The sequence below is a fragment of the Natrinema saccharevitans genome, assembly GCF_001953745.1.
GTDB lineage: Archaea > Halobacteriota > Halobacteria > Halobacteriales > Natrialbaceae > Natrinema > Natrinema saccharevitans.
This window is the reverse complement of the sequence record NZ_LWLN01000001.1, coordinates 2,470,502-2,487,909: the sequence shown is the minus strand read 5'-3', so window position 1 is coordinate 2,487,909 and position 17,408 is coordinate 2,470,502. Positions and strand designations below refer to the sequence as shown.

Below are 17,408 nucleotides of genomic sequence, written 5' to 3'. Positions count from 1 at the left end.
AGGACGAGTCAGCTGAACGCGGACTCGAGGGCGGTCACGACGGGCCGAAGCCGGCACCCGTTCCCGATCGCTCGAGGGCGGCGAGGTCGATCCGGCCGTCCGTGAGGGGGACGCCGTCGACGGGGTCGTCGGCGAGCAACAGCGAGCCGTCGAGGTCGGCGTAGTCGAGCAGCGGCGCGAGGTGACAGGCCGCGGCGATCGAGGCGTTCGACTCGGTCATACAGCCGCACATGACCTCGAGGCCGTGGGCGCGGGCGGCGCTGATCAGCCGTCTTGCCTCCCGGAGCCCGCCGCATTTCATCAGTTTCAGGTTCGCGATGTCACAGCGGTCCGCGATACGGGGGATATCCGCGAGCGTCCGGCAGGACTCGTCGGCGGCGATCGGCAGCGCCGATCGCTCGGAGACGAACCGAAGCCCCTCGGGATCCTCCGCGGCGACCGGCTGCTCGACGAACGCGGGATCGAACTCGGCGAGCCGGTCGATCTTTCGGACCGCCTCGCGGGGGGTCCAGGCCTCGTTCGCGTCGACGAACAGCCGCACGTCGGGCGCGACCGACCGGATCGTCCGGACGATCTCGAGGTCGCGATCGGTGCCGAGTTTGACTTTCAGAGTCTCGAACCCGCGCTCGAGGGCCGTTTCGGTCTTTGCTCGCATCGTCTCCGTATCGTCGAGGCCGATCGTATACGAGGTCGAGAGCGTCTCGGTCGGGTCGAGCCCCCAGTAGCGATAGAGGGGCACCTCGAGCCGCTTCGCGACGAGGTCGTGGAGCGCGATGCTCACCGCGGCGCGGGCGGCCGGGTTCTTTCGGACCGTCTCGCGCATGCGGCGTTCGATCCGCTCGAGTTGGTGGGGATCGCCGACCGACTCGACGACCGCGAGCAGGTCGGGCAGGACGGCCGCGACGGTGGCCGCGGTCTCGCCGTAGTGTGTCGCCGGGGCGGCGGCTCCGAGGCCGGTCGTCCCCTCGTCGTCTTCGATCCGGACGTAGACGACCTCGGTCTCGGTCGTCGTGCCGCGGGCGATTCCGAACGGGTACTCGAGCGGCAGCGACCGCCGCTCGAACGAGGTCTCGAGGCTCATAGCAGCGCCTCGAGGACGTCGTCGGTTCCGAACCGGATGACGTCGTCGGCCGGCGCGCCGAGGGTGTCGGCGTACGCGGCGACCGCGTCGCTGGCGGCCGCGTCGTCCGCGAGCCCCGACGTGTTGAGCGCGCCGGCGACGACCCGCCCCTCCGCGACCGGCGCGGCGACGCTCTCGTAGAGGTCGACGTAGGTCGGGATCGACGGCAGCGCGAACGACTCGTAGCCGTGAATCGCCTCCCGGCCGGCCTCGTGACAGAGGACGAGCTTGTCGGCCATCGAGCCGTGGAGGATGCCCAGCGTGACCGGCGAGTACGCCGGGTGGACGATGCTGCCCTGTCCCTCGACGAAGAGGTAGTCGTGGTCGTCGCCGATCTCGAGGATCATCTCCTCGACCGCGCCGGCGGTGAAGTCGCTGACGACGCGGTCGATCGGGGTGCCCCAGCCCTCGATCATGATGCCGGTCTGGCCGGTCGGGACGACGGCGGCGTCGTGGCCGGCCGCGCGGGCGTCCCGGGCCAGCTCCATCGTCGTCGTCATCTTGCCGACCGAGCAGTCCGTGCCGACGGTGAGGATCACTTCGGCGTCGACCTCGTCGGCGACGCCGTCGGCCACTGTGAGGCCCTCGGGCGGGTTCCGGACGTCCCGCAACTCGCAGTCGTGTTCCGCCGCCAGTCGGGCGAACTCCTCGTCGTCGGCCAAAAAGTAGTGCAGCCCGGAGATCACGTCACAGCCGTGCTCGAGCGCGGTCCGGATATCGTCACGCCAACTCTCTTCCAAGCCGCCGCCGATCGGTGCGATCCCGATCAGCAGGGCGTCGGCGGTCCCGGGCTCGAGGTCGTCCATGCCCGCGACGATCGGCGCGTCCTGGACGTCCGGGACGAAGTCCGAAACCCGTCGGCCGGCGCGGTCGCGGTCGAGGACGGCGACGACGTCGTGGTCGGCGTAGCGGAGAACCCCGAGGGCGGTCTTGGCTCGGTCGGGAAACTGCTCGTGGGCAAGAATTGCGACGCGCATACCGGGATCTAGACGGGGGTTAAGTAAAGTGGCGCGATCGGTGGACGGGAATCGGAACCGGCCGGCAAACATCAGGGCTTAACGGGTCGCGGGTAAGCGACTCCCCGCCTCGAGTGTCCCGAAAGAACGAGCCGGATCGGAATCAGTTCGCCTCGAGCGCACAGGCGGGACTGCAGAACCCGCGTTCGGCCGCGTTGGAGTCCGGATACACCTTGAAATCGTCGCCACACTGATCACAGGTGACGGTTTCGAAGTCGGACACACCCGTTCGCAAGGACGGCTTCGAACGTCAAAACGTGTCGGGGCGCTCCGGCGACCGTCCGTAAGCCGCCCTTTCGATCCCGATTCCGTTCGCGGACTGACCGTTTCGTTCCTCGGGCCGACCGATCGATCGACAACGGTCGGTAGACTTATGCCTGTGTGGTGTGGCACCGTATGCCATGAATGGTGTCCTCAACGAGACGACGAACAAGATCCACAAGCACGAACACGGTCGGTCGGACTTCCAGACGGCCTGTGGTGCGACCGCCCACGTCGCCCACGACGACCTCCGGCTGGTCCCCGTCGAACGGGCCGACGACGCGAACCGCTGCGGTCGCTGCTTCGAGGACGGCGGCGGCTACTAGAGGACTCGCAGCTCCGTCGTCCAGAACGACCGATAGGCGTCCGTGAGCGCGGATTCCGGATCACCGGTCGCGTCGACCGCGGCGGTTCCCGTCGGCTCGAGGCCGGCCTCTTCGACGAGCGTGTCGACGACGCCGCGCTGGCCGACGACGAACAGCCGGTCGACTCCGTCGCGGGCCGTCGAGATGGCCTCCCGACAGCGCTCGAGGTGGTCGTCGATCTGTTCGTCGCGGATCCGTTCGAACCGGGCCTGTGAGAACCCGCCCTTCGAGTGACTGCCCTTGACGTCGCTTTCGAACCCGCGGTAGTCGACCCGTTCGTCGCCGTCGTAGACACCGAGTGCGAACAGATCCGTCCGGACCAGCGCGAGGGCGTGGCGGCCGGTCGGAAGGAAGTTCTCGCGGTCGAGGACGAACCCGTCGTCCCACGTCGGCTCGCGAGTCGGCTCGACCGGCGGCGACAGGGCCACCGCGAGCAGACCGGCGTCGTCGACACAGCACAGACACGGCGCGGCGTCCTCGAGCAGCGCGATCCGGTCGCCGAGCGCCCCCTCGAGATCTGACCGGATCGATTCGGGCAGCCCCGTCTCGTCGATCGCGGCGGTCAGTGCGCCCTCCGGCCCCGTCCGGAACGAGTCCAGTCGGTCGAGGACCGCCTCGAGACGCCGCCCCCGTACCTGCCTGCGGCGGCGGACGGTGACGCCGTCGTCGGCGTCGTCGACCTGCTCGAGTTCCCCTTCGAGCTGGGCGATCCGATCCTCGAGGCGGTTGACCCGCTGTTCGGCCTCCTGTCTCGCCGTGGCCGCCTCGGCCCGGCGGTCGGACTCGGCCTCGTAGCGCTTGCGTAACCGCTCGTTTTCGTCCTCGAGGTCCTCGATGCGCTCCTTGAGCGACGCGCGGCCGAGCAACTCGTCGATCATTCGGCGGAAAACGGGAAGCGAGCCTACTTCTAGGTTCCGGCGTTGGACAGGTTCCCACCGACGTGGTCGGGGTGCCACCCGCCGGCGAACGCGAGCAACTGGCGGGCGCGGTCGCGCCGGGCGAGAAACACCTCCCGGAGCGACGGCGGGTTCCGTACGTCGATTCCCTCGAGCATCGACTCGGGGAGCGCGAGCGTGTTCGTCGGGACGTTCTCTCCCCCGTGAACCGCGAAGTGTCGCGACTCGAGTTTCATCACGAGCGGGGTATCGAGCGGCTCGAGACCCTCGCCGCTGGCGTACACTTCCTCGTTGAGCCGCTCGTGTTGGTCGCTGTGCATGAGTGCGTGATCCCCGTCGGTGGGAGTCACGTAGAGTCGTCCGAGATAGTAGCTCTGCGAAAACACCTCGAACATGGTACTTGGTGACAGGGGACGCAGTTGTATAACCCTTTTCGGATAGGTTTAAACCGTCGCGCTAACAGACCGTTTCGTCGGCGACACGTGGTGCGATCTCGGGTCGCGTCCGCTCCGCGATTCGGGAGGGATATCGACGCCGCTGCCGACGGTTCCGGTGTCGGTGAAACGGTTCGAACGGTCGGTGACCGAACCGTTCGTGCCACCGGATCGACGGCGGCGATCGACCGGAAACGACGACGATTCCGCCCGCCTTGAACGCTCAAACGGTATCTCGAACGACGACGCGATCGATTAAACGGTCCGAACGAAGGTTCGTCTTTTTACTATGTTCCCGCAGACGACACACGCGATGACAACCACTCGGTCGGTCGCCCTCCTGGTGGCCCTCGCAGTCGGCCTCACGGTCGCGCCGCTCGCGAGCGGTGCCGTCGTGAGTCCGTTCGCCGAGCCCGCTGTCGGCCAGAACGAGTCGGTAGCGGGGAACGCCTCCGTCGGAACGCTTCTGCAGGCGAGTGCGGCCGATACGGAAAGTACAGTCGATTCCGAGCAGTTCGAAGCCGCCCTCGAGAACGCGGACAACGAGAGCCGGTTGCTCACCGACCGGGCGGCCGAACTCGAGTCGCGGTCGGCCGACCTCGAGGCCGAACGCGAGCGTCTCGAGGCCGACTACGAGAACGGCACCGTCACGAAGGGAGCCTATCGATCTCGAATGTCGAAGCTAACGATCGAACTCGCCAGTCTCGAGCGGTCGATCGAACGGACCGAACGCCACGCCGCCGAGGCCGGCGTCGCGACCGACCGCCTCGCGGAACTCCGCGGAAACGTCACTGCAGCCCGGGAGGCCGCGTCTGAACGCGGCGGGCCCGGCGTCCGCGGCGTCGCCCGCGGGCTGGCAAACGGCGGTGGACCGCCGGACGACGCCGGTCCGCCGGGCGAAGGCGGCGGTCCGAACGGTCCGGCGACCGACCCGGGCGAGGAGGCAGCGGGAAACGGACCGGATAATGTCGGTTCCGATGGGAAGCCGACTGCGAACGGTTCCGGCGGCCCGGACGATCGGCCCGCCGGATCCGACTCCGGCGGCGAGTCGTCCGGAACGACGCCACCGGCGTCCGATCCGGGAGCGACTCCCGACGGGGAAACCGCGGGCGATTCGGTGCCGACTGATTCCGACGACTGATACGGTCTCCGGTCCCTGTTTTCGGTGTCCCCGCGAGACGGTACGGTTGCGCCGGAACTGACGGACAGCAGTCCGTACGAGCGTCGTCGCTCCGTCCTGACCCGCCTCCGTCTCTGACCCGGCGAGCAGACACGCTTTTCAGCGGTGACCACTTACCCACGCTCGATGGATTCCGCCGCGTTGTTGGACTTACTCGGGAACGAAAACCGGAGACGGATCCTTCGGTTGCTCGCCCGCAAACCGTGTTACGTGACCGAGATTTCGGAGTACATCGGCGTGAGTCCCAAGGCGGTCATCGAACACCTGCGGAAACTCGAGGAGGCGGGGTTAGTCGAGAGCCGGGTCGACGACCAGCGGCGAAAGTACTTTCACATCGCTCGGAACGTTCGGCTGGAGGTGAACGTCTCCCCGTACGGCTTCGCCAGCAAGAGCGCGTATCCGGCCAACAGTAGCTTCGATATCGCTACCTGTCGGCACCTCTCGACGGACGTCTCCTGGGACGAAACGGACGACCTCGACGACCTGCTCGCGACGCTGGAGGACCTCGAACAACTGGAGAACGAACTCTCGTTGGCCCAGCGCTGGGTGCAGGGCCAGCTCTACGAGGTTCTCGATCGCGTCTCGGAAACCGTCGGCGCCGGTCCGGAAAGCCGGATCTACGCCGACCTGCTCGCGAGCATCCGGACCGAACCCAAGTCGGTCGGCGAACTCAGCGACGCCATCGACGCTCCGCGGGAGGTCGTCGCCGAACTCCTCGAGGTGATGGCCGACAACGGCGTGGTCCGGCGGACCGAACGCGGCTGGGAGCTGACGACCAACGGTTAGACGTCCCGCGCGAGCCCGTCGCGCAGGTCGCGACCGAAGTAGTAGCCGACGACGGCCGCAAGCAGCCCGACTGTCGCGCCGACGGCGACCAGCGACTGGCCCGAGCCGACCGCCGCGAGAACGGCGTTGTTCAGCACCGCGGCGACGCCACCGACCGAAACACCGGCGATCCCCACCTCGAGGTAGCGCCGCTTCGACGCGACGAGACCGACGAAGAAGGCGACGGCGAACATCCCGATCAGGCGGCCGGCGACGGGCAGCACGGTCGCACCGCCCAGCAGGCCGGTCCCCAGCAGCGCGACGAGCGCGAGGTATTCCTTCGGCGAGAAATACCGACCCAGCGAGAGCCGCGACGTGACGGGGGCGAGCCACGACCGCGAGTCGTCGCCGTCGTCGGCCGCTGGCTCGGCATCGCGGTCGACTTCGGTGCCGGAACCGAACGACGAGTCGCTCAACGGATCGTCGATCGGGGCCGACGGCTCGTTCCCGGCGGCGTCGCCCGCCGCCCGCGCGCCGCCGACATCCGCGTCCGACTCCGAGAGCAGTCGGTCCGTCTCCTCGAGGAGGTCGTCGGTGGCGGCGGGATCCCGGCTCTCGGTCACCTCGTCCGAGCGATCGCTCATAGCCGAACGGAGGGCGGCCGTCGGCATGGGCCTTTCCCCGGCCACAGGCTATAGGTCGCCGGCCGCCCCACCGAGCCTATGAGCTGGCTCGGCCCGGCGATCGCCGGCCTGTGTGGCCTCGGAGTCGGCGCGTTCGTCTCGGTCCTCGTCGCGAACCTCGAGCCCCAGCCGGAGTACCCGACGCTGCTGACGGATCTGGTTCGGCTTCTAGGGACCGCGATCGCGGTCGCAGCCCTCGGCGTCGGCCTCGGGTTTTTCGTCGTCGCGGGGCAGGCGTACTCGTGGTGACGACGGCCGTCGGTGGCTGCTGGTGGCGTCGCTAGAGCGGCTGCTCGCGGCGCGAACGGCAGATGATCAGCGATACTCGGAAGCCCGCGGCCGTTAGCGGACCGAATCGAGCAGGAGTTTCTGTTCGACGCGTTTGACCTCGTGTTGGACGTCGCGGACGGCGTCGATGTTCGCGGAGATCGACGTGATTCCCTCGTTGGCGAGGAACTTGACCATCTCGGGCTTGGAGCCGGCCTGCCCGCAGATGCTCGTGTCGACGCCGTGTTCGCGGCAGGTCTCGATGACGTCGCCGATCAGGCGCAACACTGCAGGGTGGAGTTCGTCGAATCGGTCGGCGACGTTCTCGTTGTTGCGGTCGACCGCCAGCGTGTACTGAGTGAGGTCGTTCGTCCCGAAGGAGGCGAAGTCGATGCCGGCCTCGGCCAGTTCCTCGACCGACAGCGCGGCCGCCGGCGTCTCGATCATCGCCCCCCACTTGCGCTTCTCGGGGTCGATGCCGGCCTCTTTCATGCACGCTTTGGCCCGATAGACGTCTTCGGCGTCGTTGACCAGCGGCAGCATGATCTCGACGTTGTCGTAGCCCATCTCGTAGAGCCGCCGGAACGCCTCGAGTTCGTGGGCGAAGACGTCGGGTCGATCGAGCGAGCGCCGGATGCCTCGATACCCAAGCATCGGGTTGTGTTCGTCGGGCTCGTCGGCCCCGCCCTCGAGCTGGCGGAACTCGTCGGTGGGGGCGTCCAGCGTTCGCACGCGGACGGGACGAGGGTAGAACTCGTCTGCGACGCCGCGGATCCCGTCGACGAGTTCCTTCGTGTAGGCGTCCGTGCCGTTTTCCGCGATGAACTTCTCGGGGGTCTGGTTCAGCGAGAGGATCATGTGTTCCGTCCGGAGGAGGCCGACGCCGTCGGCACCCGTCGCGGCCGCGCGTTCGGCCGCTTCCGGGATCGAGACGTTGACCTTCACCTCGGTCGCGGTCATCGGCTTGACCGGCGACTGCGGGCGGACCTCCTCGACCGGTTCGGTCTCCTCGTCGGGTTCGACCGTCGAGCCCTCGAGGACCGAGCCCTTGTCGCCGTCGAGGGTGACGACCTGGCCGTCCTCGAGGACGGTCGTGGCGTTGGTCGTGCCGACGATGGCGGGCACGCCCAGTTCGCGCGAAACGATGGCGGCGTGGCTGGTCATGCCGCCCTCGTCGGTGATGATCCCCGAGGCCCGCTTCATCGCGGGTACCATGTCGGGCATCGTCATCTCGGTGACGATGATATCGCCCTCGCCGACCTTCGCCAGGTCGTCGAGCTTGGTGACGATCTTCGCGGGTCCGCTGACCGTGCCCGGACTCGAGCCGAGCCCGTCGACCAGCACCTCGCCCGAGTCGTCGGGACTCGTGCCCGAGTCGCCGCCTGCAGCCTCCGCGCTCCCGACGCTCCCGCTGCCGTCGGTCAGTCCGGCCGCGGCGTCGACGCTGCCGGTCGCGTCGGCGGCGTCGCTGCCGCTCTCGTCGATGGTCGTGATCGGCCGGGACTGAAGCATGTAGACGTCGCCGCCGACGATGGCCCACTCGACGTCCTGGGGCTCGCCGTAGTGGTCCTCGACGCGCTCGCCTAAGTCCATCAGCGCGTCGATCTCGTCGTCGGAAAGCACTCGCTCGTTGCGTTTGTCCTGGGGCACCTCGCGCTCGACGGTCTCGCCGGTCGCCTCGTCTTTCTCGTGTTTGACCTTCTTTTCGGCGACGGTGACGTCGACGTCGCGGTCCTCGCGGTCGACGACGTAGTTGTCCGGCGAGACGGCGCCGGAGACGACGGCCTCGCCGAGCCCCCACGCGGCCTCGATGATCATCGTCGGGTCGCCAGTCGAGGGGTGGCTCGTGAACATCACGCCGGACTTCTCGGCGTCGACCATCTGCTGGACGACGACGGCGATGTTGACCGCCGAGTGGTCGAAGCCCTGCTCCTGGCGGTAGTAGATCGCTCGCTGGGTAAAGAGCGAGGCCCAACACTCCCGGACCCGATCGAGCAGGGCCTCCTCGGTAACGTTGAGGAACGTCTCCTGCTGGCCGGCGAAGGAGGCGTCGGGCAGGTCTTCGGCCGTCGCCGAAGACCGGACGGCGACGAAGGCCTCGCCGTCGCCGACCTCCGCGTAGCTCGCGAGGATCTCCTCGCGAAGCTCGTCGGGGAAGGGGGTCTCGAGAATGAGTTCCTGTGCGCGGTCGGCGGCCTCGGCCAGCGCACTGGAGTCGTCGACGTCGACGTCGACGGCTGCGAACAGTTCCTCGTCGATTTCGGCCTCTTCGATGAACGATCGATAGGTCCCGGCAGTTACGACGAATCCCGGCGGAACGGGCAGCCCCGCACCCGTCAGCTCGCCCAGGGAAGCACCTTTACCGCCGACCTTCTCGAGGTCGCCGGCACTGATCTCGTCCAGCCAGAGTACAGCCATCTCTAGTGAGTCACTCGCCGGAACCGATAAAGAAGGTTGCGAACAGTCGCTCCGGATCGGAACTCGCCCGCGAGGTAATTTCCGGGACGGTCGCTCGAGCGGCGGTCAGGAGTCACGAGAGACGGGGAGACACGCGATTGGCGGCCCGACTGCGGATACAGTCGACGCTCGGGACAGTCCTGCCACAGCGGTTATACAACTTCGGTAACTGTCCCCGATATGGGGCTTCGAAACTCGTTCAAGTGGACGATCGTGTACCGGGGGATCAGTGTCGGCTCGCTGGTGCTTGGACTGGCACTCGTCGGCGTCGGGCTCGTCGTCGGGTTCAGCAACGCCGTGACGACGCTGTTTACCGACCCGCGAAACTTCGAATCCGCCGTCGCGCAGTCCGACCCGGTCATCACCCTGCTGTTCGCGGCCGCGGGGATCGTCGTCTGGCAACTCGGCAAGACCTACGCGCTGTTCGTGACCCTGCCCCGTGCTGCGGGTCGGGCCGCCGGCCGGCAACTCGAGACGACGAAGATCGCAAGCGAGGTACGGGACGGGCTCGACGACCGCCTCTCGGACCTCGAGGACGACCTCGCCGAGACGAAACGCGCCGTTCGGGCCCTCGAGGCGGAGGGGGACCACACGGCGACGTTCGACGAGACCGACCGCCTCGAGGGCGAGACGGACCGGCCCTCGGAACTGGAGTCGGCGGCCGTTGAGACGAACCCGCCGCCGTCGAGCCCGTCCGACGGCTCGGGAACGGAGTCCACGGACGATGGCCCTGCGAACGACCGGTCCGCGACGGAGTTCGACGACGACGAGCCAGCGGACGGACCCGGCGACGACGCGGACGATCCGCTGGCCTGATCAGGCCTCGAGGATGTCGTCTTCCTCCGCGTCGGGAACGGCGATCGAGCCGTCGAGGACGGTCACGCCCCGGCCCCCCACCTGCACGTCGTCCGCGAGCCGCACGCGGACCGTGCCGGGCCGGTCGACGTAGTGACCCTGCTCGAGGCGAAGTTCGTCGGGGAGGTCGTCGTCGAACGCACCGAACCGATCGAGGTAGGCGGCGACGGCCCCGCTGGCGGTGCCCGTGACCGGGTCCTCCGGGACGCCGGCCCCCGGCGCGAACATGCGGCCGTGCAGCGTCGATTCGGGCTCGAGCGCGTCGAAGGTAAAGAGATAGACGCCGGTCGCGTCGACCTCGTCGGTCAACGCCTCGATCGCGGCCATGTCGGGTTCCGCGTCCCCGACGTCCGAGAGGTACGTGATCGGGACGATCAGGAACGCGAGCCCGGTCGAGGCGACCGCGAGCGGGATGTCGGCGCTCGCCCCCTCGAGCGCGGCCCGATCGACGCCGAGCGCGTCGGCTACCCGTTCGTATCCCACGCCGACCTCGCGGATCGTCGGCGCGTCCTGTCGCATCCAGACCGTGCCGTCCTCGTCGAGGTCGATATCGAGAGTCCCGACGTTCGTCTCGAGGGTCGTCGTGCCGGGCTCGAGCCCCTCGTCGTAGAGGTGTGCAAACGTTCCGATAGTCGCGTGGCCGCAGAGATCGACCTCCTGTGTCGGCGTGAAGTACCGGATTCGACGGTCGGCGGTCTCGCTCGAGCGCAGGAAGGCGGTCTCGCTGACGGCCATCTCCGCGGCGATCGCCCCCATCTGGTCGGCCGAGAGCCCGTCGGCGTCGGGGACGACGCCGGCCGGGTTCCCCGCGTGCGGTTCGTCGGTGAAAGCATCGACCTGCAAGACTCGCGTCGTCTCCATACGACGTGGATCGGGCGAGCGGCGTATGAATCCTCGGACCCGCGGCGGCTACAGACCGCGCACCCACGCCGCGATGTCGTCGACAACCGCTTCGTCGACGTTGTTCCGGACGGCGTAGGCGACCGCCACCGACTCGCCCTCGCCGGGCATGAACAGGTGATTGCAGTCCGCGTAGGTCTCGACGGTGGTCGCGCCCGCGAACCCCCCGTCCCACCGTTCGAGGTCGTCGGACGCGGACACCTGAAAGTCGCGCTCGCCCTGACACAGCAGGACCGGGACGTCGGTCTCGGCCGCGGTCTCGAGGTGATCGTAGCCGCCGACGCTGTCCCAGAACGCACCGGGTTTGCCGAGGAGTCGTTCGGCGGGTTCGTACTCGCCGGATCGGACCCGGTCGATCTCGTCGCGCCAGGTCTCGTAGGTGGCCGTCAGGTCCGCCCACTCGTGAGTCCCGACCGAAACCTTGTGTTCGAGTTGGGCGAACGTGAAATCGGGATAGGGCCGCGCCGGCGCTGCGAGCCCGACGACGCCGGCCAGGCCCCCGTCTCGATTTGCGATTCGCGGGGCGGCCCGGCCGCCGAGTCCGTGGCCGACGACGACGATCCGATTCGGGTCGACGCCGTCGACGTTCCGGAGTCGGTCGATCGCGACCGCGGCGTCGTCGACGGTGACGCGATCGAGGGTGTACTCCTCGGGCGCGACCTCACAGGCCGGGACGCGCTTGTCGTATCGCAGCGTCGCGACCCCGTCCGTCGCGAGCCCCTCGGCCAGATCGGCGAACGTCTTGGTACCGCCGCGGGGGGTATCAGCCGTCATCGGACCGTCGTCGTGGACGAGGACGACCCCCGGGACGTCGTCGCCCTCCGCGGGCGTCGTCACCGTTCCCGGCAGCGAGCAGTCGGGCACCGAGAGAGTCACCGACTGCGTCGTTATCGCGTCCGGATCGACGTACGACGGCCGCTCGTACTCGTCGCTGAGTCCGCAATTTCGCACCTGCGTCTCGCCGTCGACGACGACGGTACAGTCGTGGTCGCCGCGCTCGAACGCCGCCGTCACCTCGACCGCTCGCAGCTGCTGTTCCTCCGTCACCGACGTCTCGAGGATCTCCTCGAACGAACCACTGGTCGTCGTCAGCGCCAGCCAGAGCCGCTCGAGGCGACCGGGATCGCCGTATCTCGAGCGCTGGTTCGACCGGAACCGCTCGCTTGCCCGCTCGAACCGCTCGTTCCCGAGGTCCTCCACGAGCGCCGTCGCGACGTCGGTCGCGGCCGTCGGATCGTCCCTGTCGTCGTCCGTCTCGTCGGCGAGGAAGCCGGCACAGCCGGCCACCGCCGACGCTGTCGCAGTCGATACCGCCGCCAGTAGGGTCCGCCGTCGGGGTGCCATCGATACCGAACCGACCACAGTCCGTCGGATAAGCACACTGTCGATTCTCCGTGACTGTAACGGGACTCGATCGGTCAGTCGTCGCCCGGCTCCTCGAGCGGCTCGTCGCCCCCGTGATCGGCCGTCGGCGGCAGGTCGCCCGATCGATGGGTCCCCACGGGCGGACGGTTGACCTCGGCGGCCGGCGACGCCTCGAGGTCGGTGCCGTCCTCGGCCTCGATGGCCGCCATCTCGCCGTCCTCGCGCGCATCCTGGTCGATTCGCATCGAACAGAACTCCGCGCCGCACATCGAGCAAAAGCGAGCTTCCTTGTAGTTGTCACCGGGCAGGGTCTGGTCGTGAAAGGAGCGAGCGCGGTCGGGGTCGAGCGCGAGGTCGAACTGCTCGCGCCACTCGAACGCGTAGCGCGCCTCCGAGAGCGCGTCGTCCCAGTCGCGCGCGCCCGGCCGCTCGTTGCCCACGTCGGCGGCGTGGGCGGCGATCCGGTAGGCCGCGAGGCCGTCGCGGACGTCACTCTCCTCGGGGAGGCCGAGGTGTTCCTTGGGGGTGACGTAACACAGCATCGCCGCCCCCGCTCGCGCGGCCATGGCGGCACCGATGGCGCTCGTGATGTGATCGTAGCCCGGCGCGACGTCGGTGACCAGCGGGCCGAGGACGTAAAAGGGCGCGCCGTTACAGACCTCCTGCTGGCGCTCGACGGTCTCCGCTACCTTGTGCATCGGGACGTGGCCTGGCCCTTCGACCATCACCTGCACGCCGTGATCCCAGCCGACGCGGGTCAGCTCGCCCAGCGTGTCGAGTTCGGCGTACTGAGCCTCGTCGCAGGCGTCGGCCAGCGAACCCGGTCGGAGGCTGTCGCCGAGGCTGAACGTGACGTCGTGTTCGGCGAAAATCTCGCAGATCTCGGGGAAGATCTGATACAGCGGGTTCTGCTCGCCGTTCTCCTCCATCCACGTTGCCACGATCGAACCGCCCCGCGAGACGATTCCCGTCGTCCGGCCGTCGGTCAACGGCAGGTGTTCGGCGAGGATCCCCGCGTGGATCGTCATGTAGTCGACGCCCTGTTCGGCCTGTTTCTCGATGATCTCGAGCAGCAGGTCCTTCGTCATGGCCTCGGGGCTGCCCGCTCGCTTGACCGCCTCGTACAGCGGTACCGTCCCGATCGGCACGGGCGAGTGCTCGACGTGCGCCTCGCGGATCTCGTCGAGATCGCTTCCGGTGCCCAGATCCATCACCGTGTCCGCGCCGTAGTGGACCGCGGTGTGGAGCTTCTCGAGTTCCGTCTCGCGGTCGCTCGTCGTCTCGCTGTTGCCGATGTTGGCGTTGACCTTCGTCGCGAACTCCCGTCCGATGATCATCGGATCGAGGGCATCGTGGTGTCGGTTTGCCGGGACGACGGCCTGTCCCGCGGCGACTTGCTCGCGGACGTACTCCGGAGCGCGGTTCTCACGCTCGGCGACCCGCTCCATCTCGGGCGTGACCGTCCCGTTACGGGCGGCCTGCATCTGTGTTTGCGGCATCGATAACTAGGTTGTACTACTAGGTTATAAACCTCTCCCGCTCCCGACTGCTCGGCGCGGTCGTCCGTCGCAGCCCGCTCGCTGAGGGCCGATTCCATCGCGTTCCTCGATTCGGACGATGCTCACGCGGTCCCCGGTCACGGGGCCGCGGCTCCGCGATCTGGACGCGAAACCGGTTTCAGCCGACTTAAGGGGCGCGGGCGCGAGACACCGCGTAGGTGGCCATCAGATGTCCGACTTACCGGACGACTTCGACTGTACGATAACCAACTGGGAGTACATCTACGGGCTGTGTCGGGACGTCGCCGACGACGTGCGCGACGACGAGTTCGAGCCCGACGTGGTCGTCGCACTGGCTCGCGGCGGCTGGTTCGCGGGCCGGTGTCTCTGTGACTTCCTCGGACTCGACGACCTGACGAGCCTGAAGATGGAACACTACGTCGGTGCCGCCGAGAAGTCCGACGAGCCGAGCGTCCGCTATCCGATGCCCGAAGGCAGCGTCAAGGACAAGGACGTGCTGATCATCGACGACATCGCCGACACCGGCGGCTCGATCAGTCGCGCCTACGAGTACGTCGACGACCGCGACGCCGGCGAGGTCCGCACCGCGACGCTGCAGTTGCTCGGCACCAGCGAGTTCCAGCCGGACTACGTCGGCGAGCGCCTGGAGGAGTGGACCTGGGTCGTCTACCCGTGGAACTTCATCGAGGACATGGTCGATCTGATCGCCGGCGCCATGGAGGCCAGCGACCGCGAGACGTTCACGGACGAGGCGATCCGCCGCGCCCTGACCGACCACCACGGCATCGAACGCATCGAGATGGAGATCGCCCAGCCCGACCGCCTGCCCGAGGTCCTCGCCGAGATGGAGCGCCGCGAGGTCCTCGAGTCGGTCGGGGACGACCGGTGGGCGCTGGCCGGCGAGTAACGCTGCTCGAGCCCCGGTTCACTCGGCGGTCGATTCCGAGTCGGCCGGGGACGACCGGTGGGCGCTGGCCGGCGAGTAACGCTGCTCGAGCCCCGGTTCACTCGGCGGTCGATTCCGAGTCGGCCGACCGTTCCGCTTTCTCCTCGCGATCGACGAGCGCCGTTTTCCAGGTGCCGCGAGCGAACCACGCGACGGCCGCGAGCGCGCCGACGACGTCGCCGACGAGGATCCCGGTCCAGACGCCGGTCGGCCCCCACTCGGCGACGAAGACCAGATAGCAGGTGACCGGAACGCGCACCAGCCACAGCCCGATCACCGCGAAGGCGAGCGCCGTCTTCGTGTTGCCCGCTCCGCGGAACGCCCCCTGAACGACCTGCAACACGCCCATGAACGCGAAGCCGACCGCGGCGATCCGCAGGTAGGCCACGCCGTAGTCGATCGTCGCGGCCGCCCCCGCCGCGTCGGCCGTGACGAACACCGAGACGAACGGCCGCGGGAAGGCCACCGCGAGGACGCTCGCCGCGAGCATGACTGCCGCGATCACGCCCGCCGCGAGCCGGACCGCCCGCGCCGCGCGATCCGGTTCGCCCGCGCCGAGGTTCTGCCCGACGATCGTGTCAGTCGCCTGTCCGAGCCCCAGCGCCGGCAGGAAGGCAAGCGAGATCAGCCGGTTGCCCAGCCCGTAGGCCGCGACGACCGCCGGCGGGAAGGTCACGACGACCGCCGTCATCGCGACCAGCGCCAGCGCGGTCATCGACTGCTCGAGGGCCGTCGGCACGCCCAGTCGCGTGATCTGCGCGACGTACTTCCGGCGCGGCCGGAGATGGGACAACTCGACGTCGGGTCCCACGGGGGTGTAGTACAGCAGGTAGCAGCCGATCCCCGTCGCGAGGCCCCGCGAGACGAGCGTCGCGACCGCCGCACCGACCACCTCGAGGCGGGGCAGCGGGCCGACGCCGAAGATCAGCAGGGGATCGAGCGCGAGGTTGAGAACGACGCTGACGAGCATGACCCGCATCGGGACGCGGGTGCTGCCGTGGCCCCGCATGAGCGCGACGAAGACGAAGAAGCCAAAGAGGAACGGAAGGCCGAGGAAGAACACCCGCAGATAGTCGGCGGCCAGCGGCAGGATCACGGCCCGCGTCTCGGCGTCGGCGGGCAGCACCGCGAGCATCGGCCCGGTCGCGAAAAAGCCGAGCGCGCTCAGGCCGACGGCGACCAGCGCGACGAACGAGAGCGTCTGGCCGGCGATCAGACCCGTCTCGTCGCTCTCCGCGCCGGTGTGCTGGGCGACCAGGATCGCGCCGGCGGTCGTGAACCCGCTGCCGACCGCGATCAACAGAAAGAGGAGGGGAAAAGCGAGGCTCACCGCCCCGACCGCCGCCGGGGAGAGCGCGCCCAGCCAGAAGGTGTCGCCGACGTTGTAGGCGACCTGCAGGAGTTGGATGACGACCAGCGGCCACGCAAGCCGGACCATCGGCCGGACGAGGGGCCCTTCCGTGAGCGTCCCGTCGGTCGGCCCCTCGAGTGCCATACTCGACCCCTCGCGGCGGCTCCACTTGGGCTCTCCTGAGATGTGATACCGACGGCCACTGACACCGGCGCTTCCGATACCGATCACGCGGACGGCGAGGTCACGCTCGCGGCGGTCCTCGAGAGCGCCGCGGCGGATCGGGACGCGGTCCTCGAGGCGACCGGAACGCGCGTCGACTCGCCAGTCGGGAACTACCGCGACCGATCGAAGGCGCGGCCGAGTTCCAGCGCGGTGGTCTCGTCGTTCGGTTCGACCCGTCGCGCCCGCTCGGGGCCGTCGTCGCCCTCGTCGGTGTGTTCGGCGGCCGATCCCTGCCGGTTCCGTGGGCCGTCGGTGTTGGACGACCCGTTCGCGGCCGACGCCGGACTCGCTGCTCTGTCCGTAGTCGAACCCGCGACCCCGGTCACCGGGGAACAGCCGTCACAGAAGTCGTTAGCTCCCCACTCGAGGGTGTACAGCGGAATCCCGAGGACGACGACCTGCCGCGCGTACCGGCGGTGGGTCCCCGTCTCCGCGAGCGCACCACACCGAACGCAGTCGCGTCGCCCGTCCGGGAGCGACTCGTCCTCGTACCGGTACTCGATCCCGAAGATGTGAGCCGGATACAGCGGCAGGCCGTTCACGAGGTGGATCCCGGCCAACACGCCCAGCAACAGTACCGGCGACACCCACATCGCGATCGACGCCTCGAGCCGGTACAGCGGGCCGACCAGCGCCCCCGCGAGCGAGGCGACCGGCAGCAGTTTCCGGAGCAGCGCGAACGTCTCGACGCGCAGGCGAAAGAACACGTCGTCCGGCCTCGTCGACATCGACCCTGGGTTTCGGCGGCGCGGGCTAAACGCTTGTGGGCGACGACGATTTCGGCGTCTTCGACACCGTCTCG

At 68.5% G+C, this 17,408-nt stretch carries 17 protein-coding genes; 6 read left to right on the top strand and 11 right to left on the bottom strand.

Features of this window, described 5'->3' with window-relative positions:
- Positions 1–34 precede the first annotated feature (34 nt).
- Both A6E15_RS12625 and A6E15_RS12620 read right to left on the bottom strand, forming a co-directional pair.
- Positions 35–1,081 (bottom strand): dipeptide epimerase, encoded by a 1,047-nt coding sequence (locus tag A6E15_RS12625; RefSeq protein WP_076146688.1) that lies wholly within the window; start codon positions 1,079–1,081, stop codon positions 35–37.
- A complete protein-coding gene (locus A6E15_RS12620; protein ID WP_076146687.1) occupies positions 1,078–2,097 on the bottom strand; it encodes a DUF1611 domain-containing protein in 1,020 nt (339 codons plus the stop codon). The genes A6E15_RS12625 and A6E15_RS12620 overlap by 4 nt, the downstream gene beginning before the upstream one ends.
- 440 nt (positions 2,098–2,537) lie before the next feature.
- On the opposite strand from A6E15_RS12620, the gene A6E15_RS12615 reads away from it, so the two are divergent.
- Positions 2,538–2,723 (top strand): hypothetical protein, encoded by a 186-nt coding sequence (locus A6E15_RS12615; protein ID WP_076146685.1) that lies wholly within the window; start codon positions 2,538–2,540, stop codon positions 2,721–2,723.
- On the opposite strand, the gene A6E15_RS12610 is transcribed toward A6E15_RS12615, so the two are convergent.
- The gene (locus A6E15_RS12610; protein ID WP_076146684.1) at positions 2,720–3,640 is read right to left on the bottom strand and encodes a Vms1/Ankzf1 family peptidyl-tRNA hydrolase; all 921 of its coding nucleotides are present in this window, start codon (positions 3,638–3,640) and stop codon (positions 2,720–2,722) included. The genes A6E15_RS12615 and A6E15_RS12610 overlap by 4 nt on opposite strands.
- Positions 3,641–3,669: 29 nt before the next feature.
- The gene (locus tag A6E15_RS12605; protein ID WP_076146682.1) at positions 3,670–4,053 is read right to left on the bottom strand and encodes a DUF5802 family protein; all 384 of its coding nucleotides are present in this window, start codon (positions 4,051–4,053) and stop codon (positions 3,670–3,672) included.
- A gap of 352 nt (positions 4,054–4,405) precedes the next feature.
- Here A6E15_RS12605 and A6E15_RS12600 point away from each other — a divergent pair, with 352 nt between their 5' ends.
- Positions 4,406–5,233 (top strand): hypothetical protein, encoded by an 828-nt coding sequence (locus tag A6E15_RS12600; protein WP_245800575.1) that lies wholly within the window; start codon positions 4,406–4,408, stop codon positions 5,231–5,233.
- 165 nt (positions 5,234–5,398) lie between these two features.
- On the top strand, positions 5,399–6,058 hold the full coding sequence (locus tag A6E15_RS12595) for an ArsR/SmtB family transcription factor (RefSeq protein ID WP_076146679.1): 660 nt from the start codon (positions 5,399–5,401) through the stop codon (positions 6,056–6,058).
- On the opposite strand, the gene A6E15_RS12590 is transcribed toward A6E15_RS12595, so the two are convergent.
- Entirely contained in the window at positions 6,055–6,681 is a 627-nt protein-coding gene (locus A6E15_RS12590; RefSeq protein WP_076146677.1) for a hypothetical protein, read from the bottom strand. The two genes, A6E15_RS12595 and A6E15_RS12590, sit on opposite strands and share 4 nt — an antisense overlap.
- 78 nt (positions 6,682–6,759) lie before the next feature.
- Between A6E15_RS12590 and A6E15_RS12585 the strand changes: the two genes are divergently transcribed.
- Positions 6,760–6,969 (top strand): hypothetical protein, encoded by a 210-nt coding sequence (locus tag A6E15_RS12585; protein ID WP_076146676.1) that lies wholly within the window; start codon positions 6,760–6,762, stop codon positions 6,967–6,969.
- A 93-nt stretch (positions 6,970–7,062) separates the two neighbouring features.
- On the opposite strand, the gene ppsA is transcribed toward A6E15_RS12585, so the two are convergent.
- A complete protein-coding gene (gene ppsA, locus A6E15_RS12580; protein ID WP_076146674.1) occupies positions 7,063–9,405 on the bottom strand; it encodes a phosphoenolpyruvate synthase in 2,343 nt (780 codons plus the stop codon).
- 219 nt (positions 9,406–9,624) lie between these two features.
- On the opposite strand from ppsA, the gene A6E15_RS12575 reads away from it, so the two are divergent.
- Positions 9,625–10,260 carry a hypothetical protein gene (locus A6E15_RS12575; protein ID WP_245800574.1) on the top strand — a complete coding sequence of 212 codons (636 nt, stop codon included), beginning with the start codon at positions 9,625–9,627 and terminating at the stop codon, positions 10,258–10,260.
- Here the strand turns inward: A6E15_RS12575 and A6E15_RS12570 are convergent, their stop codons facing one another.
- From A6E15_RS12570 to thiC, 3 genes are all read right to left on the bottom strand, one after another.
- Entirely contained in the window at positions 10,261–11,160 is a 900-nt protein-coding gene (locus A6E15_RS12570; protein ID WP_076146673.1) for a PhzF family phenazine biosynthesis protein, read from the bottom strand.
- Between the two features lie 48 nt (positions 11,161–11,208).
- The gene (locus A6E15_RS12565) at positions 11,209–12,543 is read right to left on the bottom strand and encodes an alpha/beta hydrolase family protein (RefSeq protein WP_076148335.1); all 1,335 of its coding nucleotides are present in this window, start codon (positions 12,541–12,543) and stop codon (positions 11,209–11,211) included.
- Positions 12,544–12,617: 74 nt separating this feature from the next.
- Positions 12,618–14,063, bottom strand: coding sequence for a phosphomethylpyrimidine synthase ThiC (thiC, locus tag A6E15_RS12560; RefSeq protein ID WP_076146671.1), 1,446 nt, complete (start codon positions 14,061–14,063; stop codon positions 12,618–12,620).
- 229 nt (positions 14,064–14,292) lie between these two features.
- Here thiC and A6E15_RS12555 point away from each other — a divergent pair, with 229 nt between their 5' ends.
- Positions 14,293–14,991, top strand: coding sequence for a phosphoribosyltransferase (locus tag A6E15_RS12555; protein ID WP_076146669.1), 699 nt, complete (start codon positions 14,293–14,295; stop codon positions 14,989–14,991).
- Positions 14,992–15,088: 97 nt separating this feature from the next.
- On the opposite strand, the gene A6E15_RS12550 is transcribed toward A6E15_RS12555, so the two are convergent.
- Both A6E15_RS12550 and A6E15_RS12545 read right to left on the bottom strand, forming a co-directional pair.
- Positions 15,089–16,525, bottom strand: coding sequence for an MATE family efflux transporter (locus A6E15_RS12550; protein WP_076146667.1), 1,437 nt, complete (start codon positions 16,523–16,525; stop codon positions 15,089–15,091).
- Positions 16,526–16,716: 191 nt separating this feature from the next.
- Positions 16,717–17,334, bottom strand: a complete 618-nt coding sequence (locus A6E15_RS12545) for a hypothetical protein (RefSeq protein ID WP_245800573.1) — start codon at positions 17,332–17,334, stop codon at positions 16,717–16,719.
- Positions 17,335–17,408: the final 74 nt, after the last annotated feature.